This is a genomic window from Lactobacillus sp. UMNPBX6 (assembly GCF_002553975.1).
Lineage (GTDB): Bacteria > Bacillota > Bacilli > Lactobacillales > Lactobacillaceae > Lactobacillus > Lactobacillus gallinarum.
Map to the genome: position 1 here is coordinate 1 of NZ_PCZD01000068.1, position 8,661 is coordinate 8,661.

Below are 8,661 nucleotides of genomic sequence, written 5' to 3' on the forward strand. Positions count from 1 at the left end.
ATCAGTGCTTTAAAAGTCTAATATTAATTGTCAATGTCTTAACTTAATGACATTGAATTTAGTTTTTGCTACTTTTTTTATTATCTCGTTTATTTTTTTGTTCTTGAATCCGCATCTTTGCTCGTTCAATCATGGTATGTTCTTGCTTTTGAAAGACTGATCTAGTAGTTAAATAATTGAATACACCAACTAATACTTGGTCAATGATCTTAACAAGTAAGGCGTTTAAATGAAGCCAAGATAATCCTACCAGCATAATTAAAGTATCTGGAATTAGACTAATTACACGATAGGTAAAGAAAACTATTAATTTATGCCATGTGCTGTGATCATGATCGACATTATTAATAAAAACGGCTTTTTGGTTAAAGTAAAATGATGCCAGGTTGGACACAATAAAAGCAATGGTGTTAGAAATCACCATTATGCTGTGCCACCAAGAGTGAAGCACCATAAAGACTAAAGTGTTAATTAAGGCAGCTACAAAGCCAAAAATCATGTATACCCAAAGATTACGGTGTCTTTTAAGTATTTTTTGCCCTAATTGTCGAATTTGAGCTTGATCGACAGCAGTAACTTCTTTTTTATTTTTAGTCATGTAGCTTATCAGCCATTTCCTTTGCAGCTTGGTCGATTAGATCAATTGCTTCATCGTCAGGCGCATTTTCAATAGTGACTGGTTTAGTAATCTCAGTAGCACCACATTCTTTAAATGCCTTTTCATAGTCAAAAACATTTTCACAGAAGTGTTCACCATAGGTCTTATCTCCAGAACCCATGACAGCAAAATATTTACCACTTAAATCTAAAGCCTTTAATTCTTCATAAAAGTCTGCAATTTCATCGGTCATTGCACCTTCACCATAAGTGTAAGTAATGAAAATGCAGAGATCACTTTCTAAGTAATCGTTGGCATCCGTAAAACCAACATCGCTGGTTTCAACGTCAAAGCCATAGTCTTGAAGATCTTCTTCTAATATATCTGCCATGTCTTCATCATTGCCAGTCATACTGGCGTAGACAATTCTTGCTTTCATGATTTTTCATACCTTTCACTGCATTATACGACATTTTATTATACATGAAACTATCGTAAAATCGTTTGGTTTTATCAAATTTTTAAAATTGAAATTCATTATTTTGCCTTATATTTAAGGATTTAAAATTTTTTCTGTATTTTTAATTAAACAAACGGTAAAGTAAATCAGAGATAACAGAGTTTTTTTAGTAGAGGGTAATTTATGCATAAAATTTTCAGAATTTTTATTATTTTGTTTTTAGCCTTAAGTGCGACAATCGTAGTTGGGCAAAGTTGTTATAATCAGCCAACCTATGCTTCGATGGGATCAACGGGTGGAGGCAGTACTTCAACAGGTGGTGGTTCTTCATCCGGCGGCGGTGGTTGGTCGTCATCAGATTCAGATAGTGATGCGGATTTCTTTGATTTACATAGTTGGGGAGTAATATTACTAATTTTCCTAGTTCTGGGAGGATTAGTATATTTAGAAATGCTTTTTTCTAGATTCCGCTATTGGCTGCGCAAGATTCATTATGCGTACCATTTAAAGCGACAACGCCTATACACTTTTTCAACCTAATTTAACAATTAGTAAGTTCGAGAAAATGTTGCGGTTAACCAAAATTAAATTAGTGGAAAATAAAAATAATGAATTAGATGATAGTTTTACAGAGACTTATGTTCAAGCTCAGTATTTATATAGTCAGCTTTTACGCGAAAAATATGTCAACCGCCATCATAGTCTGCATTTACTTAGAAAATATTTAGATAAATATTTCTACAAAGCCATGGTTAAGGAAATTAAGTTGAAGATCTCACAGGGAACGATTGATGATACCGTTGTTAATAATATTGAAGTTGTCAAATATGCCAAGTTAGACGAGAATTTGATTATTACGCAATTAAACGTCAATGGTCAGGATAAAGAAGTTCAATTTAATGAAGGCTTTGAGGATAGCTTTGCTAGAGACACATGGAGCGATTATGTGATCTTCGGCAAGACAAAGTCGGGACAATATAAGATTGTTTCTTTAGTATATGGCGAGCATTTCCACTTAAATGGCAGAGATTATAATCGCCAAAGAAATTTACGTCACACTCAATACTTTGAAAGACGAAAATGATTAGCCTTTTAAAAGTATTTAGTAAAACGGTATAATAGTGGTATCTGAAACTAAAAAAGTTTTATCAAAGGAGAATTTGTTTTGATTACAATTAAATCAATTAGAGAACTTAAAGGTATGCAAGCTTCAGGCCATCTTCTTGCAACAATGTTTGAAGGCTTGCGTGATGTAATTAAGCCAGGAATTTCAACCTGGGAAATTGAAGAATTCTGCCAAGACTTTGTTAAGAGTCGTGGTGGTCGTCTTTCAGAACAAGGCTTTGAAGGCTACAAGTATGGTACTTGTATCTCAGTTAACGATGAAATTGCTCACCAAACTCCAAGAAAAGACCGTATCTTAAAGGAAGGCGACATCGTTAAGGTTGATGTAACTTGCAACTTAAATGGTTACGAGTCAGATTCATGCACTACTTATCCAGTTGGTGAAATTTCAGAAGCTGATAAGAAATTAATCGAAGTAACTAAGAAGGCAATGTACTTAGGAATTGATCAAGCCGTTTTAGGTAACCGTATCGGTGATATTGGTGCCGCTATTCAACATTGGGTTGAAGACGAAAACCATTATGGCGATGTCCGCGAATTAATTGGTCACGGTATTCAACCATCAATTCACGAAGATCCAGAAGTACCACACTGGGGCAAGGCTGGTCACGGCATTCGTCTTCGTGAAGGTATGACTATTACCTGTGAACCAATGGTTGAAGCAGGTGGCGATTGGCATATTGACCAAAGAACAGTTGATGACCCTAACGATGACTGGGTTTACTACGCAACTCCAGATGGTTCAAATGCTGCTCAATTTGAACACACTTTTGCTATTACTAAAGATGGTCCTAAGATCTTAACTTTACAAAAACCATATGATGGTTTAGAAAAATACATCCCTCACTTTGATGAGATGGATGATTAGGTTCTTGAATGAAAAATGAGATAAAGAAATCTAATTCAAAAATAAGTGATTTCTTTCTTACTTTGCGAACGATTTTGTCGCAAGGTGAGATTATTGATAGTTCAATTGTAATTGCATATTATATTTTGTTTTCAATCTTTCCGATTATCATTATTATCGGAAATGTCCTGCCTCTGTTTCATATTGATACAGCGCCTATTGCAAAATATTTAAATTTGATTTTTCCAGATCAAGTATCTAGTTTTATTATGCCGATCATCAATTCTTTATTGAAGACGACATCTACTGGCTATATTTCATTTGGTATTATTTTAGCGATTTGGTCTTTTTCTAATTTAGTTAATGCAATTAGATTAGGTGAGAACCGATTGTATGGTGTTCACCAAGTTGAATTAAAACTTTCAATGCTTAATTTTTTGTGGACAAGGTTGATCACAGTCATATTTACTACTTTGATGATTATCATCTTTACTGCAGTTGGTGTAATATTGGCGTTTGGCCAAGAATTGCTAGATTTAATGGATGCAATTTTTAAAGTACCAGTTCATGAAATTGGTAAAATATTTAGCTATCGTTATCCTGTGATTTTCTTGATTATAATTTTGGCGGTATTTTACTTAAATTATGTTTTGCCAAATATTAAACTAAAGAAACGTGTAATTTGGCCGGGGATATTTGTCACTTCATTTGGATGGATGGCGTTATCATTTTTATTTAGTTTTTATTTGCATAACTTTCCAATTACTTGGAAAAACTACGGCATTGTCGGTACGTTTATTATCTTTATGTTGTGGTTGAACATTGCTTCACTATTGTTTTTATTTGGCGTTGCTGTTAATGCAACGATTATTCGTAATCGAGTAGGAGAGCTTGAGTATTCTGCTGGTAGGATTGCAAGTTATATTCAAGATAAAAGGCGAAAACAAAAGTAGCTCTAAAATCACGATTTTGCTATGATACTGTTAAAAGTTAAGAGAATAGAAAGAGTGTCTGTATGAAAGTAAGAAAAGCTGTTATTCCAGCTGCCGGTTTAGGTACTAGATTCTTACCTGCAACTAAGGCTTTACCTAAAGAAATGTTGCCAATTGTTGATAAACCAACAATTCAATTTATCGTAGAAGAAGCCAAGAAGTCTGGTATTGAAGATATTTTGATTGTTATTGGTAAAAATAAGCGACCAATTGAAGATCATTTTGATTCTAATCCAGAACTTGAACAAGACTTGGAAGAAAAGGGTAAAAGCGAGTTGCTTAAGTTGACCCAAGGTATTACCAACTTAGGTGTCAATTTGTACTATACTAGACAACCACATCCAGCAGGCTTAGGGGATGCAATTTATCGTGCTCGCAGCTTTGTTGGAGATGAGCCATTTGTAGTAATGCTTGGGGATGATTTGATGGATGACAAAATTCCTTTAACTAAGCAATTGATTAATCGTTATGACAAGACTCATGCTTCTACTATTGCTGTAATGCCAGTGCCTCATGAAGAAGTTTCTAAATATGGGGTAATTGAACCTGAAAATGAAATCATGCCTGGTTTAATCAACGTTAAGTCTTTTGTAGAAAAGCCAGATATTGATAAGGCACCAAGTGATTATGCAATTATTGGACGTTACTTGCTTACACCAGAAATTTTTGATATTTTGGCTCATCAAAAACCAGGGCGTGGCGGAGAAATCCAATTAACAGATGCCATTGATACGATGAATAAGACACAACGCGTGTTTGCTCATGTATTTAAAGGTGAACGTCATGATGTTGGTAATAAAGAAGGCTATCTTGAAACTTCTATTGAATATGGACTAAAGCATCCTGAAATTAAGGATCAATTGCGTGCATATATTAAGAAGCTATCTAAGCAATTTGAAGCTGAAGATAAGAATAATAAATAAAAAGCAGATAATTGTTTACAGACTACGCGAGAGCGTAGTCTTTTTATGTTTTTTTTAATATTTTTTGTTATGATCATAGTGTTAATAATACAAATGGAGAAAAAGTGATGAAAAATATTTATATTGTAGCAGCCAAGAGAACACCTTTTGGCAAGTATCGTGGATTTTTTAAAGATGCTTCGGCAATTGATCTTGGCGTAATGGCATTAAAGGGCGCGTTAAAAGATGGAAATATTAATCCTGATAAGGTCCAAGAACTTTTTATGGGCAATGTTTTGAGTACAGGCTTGGGTGAAAATATGGCTCGTCAGGTTGCTCTTAATTCAGGGATGAAAGAAGAATCCACCGCGGCAACGATTAATGATGTTTGTGGCTCTAGCCTTAAGGCTGTCCGTTTAGCTCAAGGTCAAATGGAAATGGGCGATTTAGATCTAGTTGCAGTTGGTGGTAGCGAAAGCATGACCCGTGCACCATATTTGGTTAAAAAAGAAAATAAAGAAAATCCTGCAGATCATTTAGTAAATACTATGATAAATGATGGCTTGATGGATGCTTTTTCTGGACAACATATGGGGATTACCGCCGAAAACGTTGCACAAAGATATCATGTTACCCGTGAAGAGATGGATGAATTTAGTCTTCGTTCTCATAAAAAAGCGGCAGAAGCAACGAAATCTGGCTTTTTTGATAACGAAATTTTGCCAATTGAAATTGATGGTGAAACTTTAGATCATGATGAACCAATTCGTCCAGATACTTCTATGGAAGCCTTAAGTCAATTAAAACCGGTCTTTAAAGAGGATGGTGACGTAACCGCCGGTAATTCGTCTCCATTAACAGATGGTGCAAGTATGTTGGTATTAGCCACAGAAGACAAGGTTAAGGAATTAAACTTAAAGCCGATTGCTAAGCTAGGAGCTTTTGCGGAAGCTGGATTTGATCCTGCTTATATGGGATATACACCATATTTTGCCGTGAAGAAGCTGCTTGAAAAAACAGGACGTTCAATTAATGATTATGATATTGTAGAACTAAACGAAGCCTTTGCTTCGCAAAGCGTAGCAGTAGCTCGTGATTTGCAAATCCCTGATGATAAATTAAATATCATGGGTGGTGCCATTGCGTTGGGACATCCATTAGGTGCAACTGGAACCAGATTAATTTGTTCTGCAATTAGTGGCTTAAAGAAGGAGCAAGGCCAGCGTGCATTGGTAACTTTGTGCATTGGCGGTGGTCAAGCAATCGCATATGAAATCGAGAATGTCTAATGAAGTTTTATCAATTAAAGCCTGAGCAAAGGCGAGAAATTTTACAATCTGAAGGAATAAATTTAGAAGATATTGATGATCAGGTTCTTAACCGCTTAGACAAATTAAGCGAAAATGTTGTGGGCCAATTACGGTTGCCTTTGGGAGTAGTGCAAAATCTTTTACTAAATGAGCAATCGTATATGGTCCCTATGGCTGTAGAAGAACCTTCAGTTGTGGCAGCTGCTAATCATGGTGCTCATATTTTTGCACGAAATGGTGGAGTCAAGGCAACTAGCAAGCGAACAGGAATCTATGGTCAAATCGTTTTAAAGATAAATTCTGACTTTTCTTTGGTAAACTTAAAAAAACAATTTCCTGATTTGATCGATTTAGCTAATACAGAATTTGCTAGTTTAATTCGTCACGGTGGTGGAACTAGATCAATTGAGGCTGAACAAAAAGGTGATTTAGTCTATCTTAAAGTTTTAGTTGATCCCGCTGAAGCAATGGGAGCAAATAAGACAAATTCTATCTTGGAATTTTTAGCAGCTAAATTAAAACAATTCCCAGGTGTTGAAGAAAAATTATTTGCCATTTTATCAAATTATCCTAGTCAGTTGACTACGGTTATAGTTACTCTTGATCCTAAAACAATGGGTGGCCGGAAAGTAGCTGAACGTGTTGCTTTGCTCAGCAAAATTGGTTATGAAGATCCATATCGAGCAGTAACCAATAATAAAGGAATCATGAATGGCGTTGATGCGGTGTTAATTGCTACAGGAAATGATTACCGCGCAATTGAAAGTGCGACTGCAGTTTTAGCTAACCAAGATGGACATTATCGCAGTTTGTCTAAATGGACTATGCAAGATGGCAAGCTAGTTGGCGAATTAACTTTGCCAATGGCTATTGGAGTAGTTGGTGGTTCTATTAAGGCTCGCAAAGATGTACAGCAGAGTTTTGCTATTTTAGGTAAGAAGATTACCAGTGCTAAGTTAGCCGAAATTATTGTCAGTGTTGGGTTAGCTAATAATCTGGCAGCACTATTGGCGATTTCTACTGTAGGAATTCAAGCAGGACATATGAAGCTGCAAGCACGCAATATCGTCGCTGAACTTGATGCCAGTGATGATGAAAAGAAGCAGGTATTAACACAAATAATTGAGCAAAAAGATTATTCTGAAAGTTATGCACAACTTGTTTTAAAGCAAATAAGAGAGGGAAAATAATGCAAGTAGGTATTGATAAGATTGGACTTTTTACTCCTAACAAATATGTAGACATGGTTGATTTAGCCCATGCAAGAAATGAAGATCCAAATAAGTTTTTGATCGGTATTGGTCAAAGTGAAATGAGCGTTGCAGATCAAACCCAAGATGCTGTTTCAATGGGAATTAATGCAACGATGAAGTACATTGACCGGATTGATAAGGATAAGATTGGTTTATTGGTCTTTGGTACCGAAAGCGGGATCGATCAATCTAAATCAGCTTCACTTTTTGTTAAGACAGCACTTAAATTAAAACCAGAAGTGCGGACTTTTGAAGTAAAAGAGGCATGTTTTGGCTTAACCGCTGCCTTAATGATTGCACGTGATTTCGTTAGAGTTCATCCCGACCAAACTGCAATGGTTATTGGTAGTGATATTGCACGTTACGGTATTGGTACTGCGGGTGAAGTAACCCAAGGTGCTGGTAGTGTAAGTATGCTGATTAAGGCTGATCCAGCTATTTTAGCTTTAAATGATGGTCACAGTGCATACAGCGAGGACATTAATGACTTTTGGCGTCCAAATAACTCTAAATTAGCAATGGTTGATGGTAAATATTCAACACAAGTCTATTTAGATTTCTTTAGCAAAACTTTTGCGGATTATAAAAAGCAAAAGAATTTGGAAACAAAAGATTTTGATGCTATTATTTATCACTTGCCATTCACTAAGATGGGGTTAAAGGCTAATCGAATTGCTGTTGCTGATCAAGATGAAGCCACTACTGAAAAATTGCAAAATTCATTTGCTGCTTCTAAACAATTATCACGTCGAGTTGGTAATATTTATACTGCCTCTCTTTATATGAGCTTGTTGAGTTTGCTTGAAAACGGTAATTTATCAGCTGGCTCATTAGTTGGTTTATTCTCATATGGCTCAGGTGCCATGGGTGAATTTTACAGTGGCAATCTTGTAGCTGGCTATGAAAAAGAAATTAATGCAGCCAGCGATGAAAAGATGCTTGAAAGACGTCAAAAGTTAAGTATTCCTGAATACGAAGATGTGTTTAATACTGCGCTTGAAGATCCGGAAGACAATGAAGAATTAACTAGTGATGATGAAAAAGGCACTTGGTATTTTGCAGGTACTAAAGGCAATATTCGTCAATATAAAGTTAAGTAAAATGGAAAAGGCTATGATCATGAAGTGAGACCTAAAAGTGAGACACTTTTAGGTCTTTTACTATGTCTAAATTT

General features: G+C 35.7%; 10 protein-coding genes. 8 read left to right on the forward strand and 2 right to left on the reverse strand.

What is annotated here, in order from left to right; translation table 11 throughout:
* Nucleotides 1-58 precede the first annotated feature (58 nt).
* Both CP357_RS08905 and CP357_RS08910 read right to left on the reverse strand, forming a co-directional pair.
* The gene (locus CP357_RS08905) at nt 59-598 is read right to left on the reverse strand and encodes a GtrA family protein (RefSeq protein WP_098037110.1); all 540 of its coding nucleotides are present in this window, start codon (nt 596-598) and stop codon (nt 59-61) included.
* Nucleotides 591-1,037 carry a flavodoxin gene (locus CP357_RS08910; protein ID WP_087175941.1) on the reverse strand — a complete coding sequence of 149 codons (447 nt, stop codon included), beginning with the start codon at nt 1,035-1,037 and terminating at the stop codon, nt 591-593. Before CP357_RS08910 ends, CP357_RS08905 begins: the two co-directional genes overlap by 8 nt.
* Nucleotides 1,038-1,241: 204 nt before the next feature.
* Here CP357_RS08910 and CP357_RS08915 point away from each other — a divergent pair, with 204 nt between their 5' ends.
* From CP357_RS08915 to CP357_RS08950, 8 genes are all read left to right on the forward strand, one after another.
* Nucleotides 1,242-1,598: a hypothetical protein gene (locus tag CP357_RS08915; RefSeq protein ID WP_098037111.1), complete on the forward strand. Its 357-nt coding sequence runs from the start codon at nt 1,242-1,244 to the stop codon at nt 1,596-1,598.
* A gap of 25 nt (nt 1,599-1,623) precedes the next feature.
* Complete coding sequence (locus CP357_RS08920) at nt 1,624-2,142, forward strand: hypothetical protein (RefSeq protein ID WP_233187247.1); 519 nt, start codon at nt 1,624-1,626, stop codon at nt 2,140-2,142.
* Between the two features lie 81 nt (nt 2,143-2,223).
* A complete protein-coding gene (gene map / locus CP357_RS08925) occupies nt 2,224-3,051 on the forward strand; it encodes a type I methionyl aminopeptidase (RefSeq protein WP_003633294.1) in 828 nt (275 codons plus the stop codon).
* Nucleotides 3,052-3,059: 8 nt separating this feature from the next.
* Nucleotides 3,060-3,983 carry a YihY/virulence factor BrkB family protein gene (locus CP357_RS08930; protein ID WP_087175943.1) on the forward strand — a complete coding sequence of 308 codons (924 nt, stop codon included), beginning with the start codon at nt 3,060-3,062 and terminating at the stop codon, nt 3,981-3,983.
* Nucleotides 3,984-4,045: 62 nt separating this feature from the next.
* Entirely contained in the window at nt 4,046-4,945 is a 900-nt protein-coding gene (gene galU, locus CP357_RS08935) for a UTP--glucose-1-phosphate uridylyltransferase GalU (protein ID WP_025005470.1), read from the forward strand.
* 107 nt (nt 4,946-5,052) lie between these two features.
* On the forward strand, nt 5,053-6,213 hold the full coding sequence (locus CP357_RS08940) for a thiolase family protein (RefSeq protein ID WP_025005471.1): 1,161 nt from the start codon (nt 5,053-5,055) through the stop codon (nt 6,211-6,213).
* Complete coding sequence (locus CP357_RS08945) at nt 6,213-7,424, forward strand: hydroxymethylglutaryl-CoA reductase, degradative (protein WP_098037112.1); 1,212 nt, start codon at nt 6,213-6,215, stop codon at nt 7,422-7,424. The genes CP357_RS08940 and CP357_RS08945 overlap by 1 nt, the downstream gene beginning before the upstream one ends.
* The gene (locus CP357_RS08950; protein WP_025005473.1) at nt 7,424-8,587 is read left to right on the forward strand and encodes a hydroxymethylglutaryl-CoA synthase; all 1,164 of its coding nucleotides are present in this window, start codon (nt 7,424-7,426) and stop codon (nt 8,585-8,587) included. The genes CP357_RS08945 and CP357_RS08950 overlap by 1 nt, the downstream gene beginning before the upstream one ends.
* The last annotated feature ends 74 nt before the right edge of the window (nt 8,588-8,661 follow it).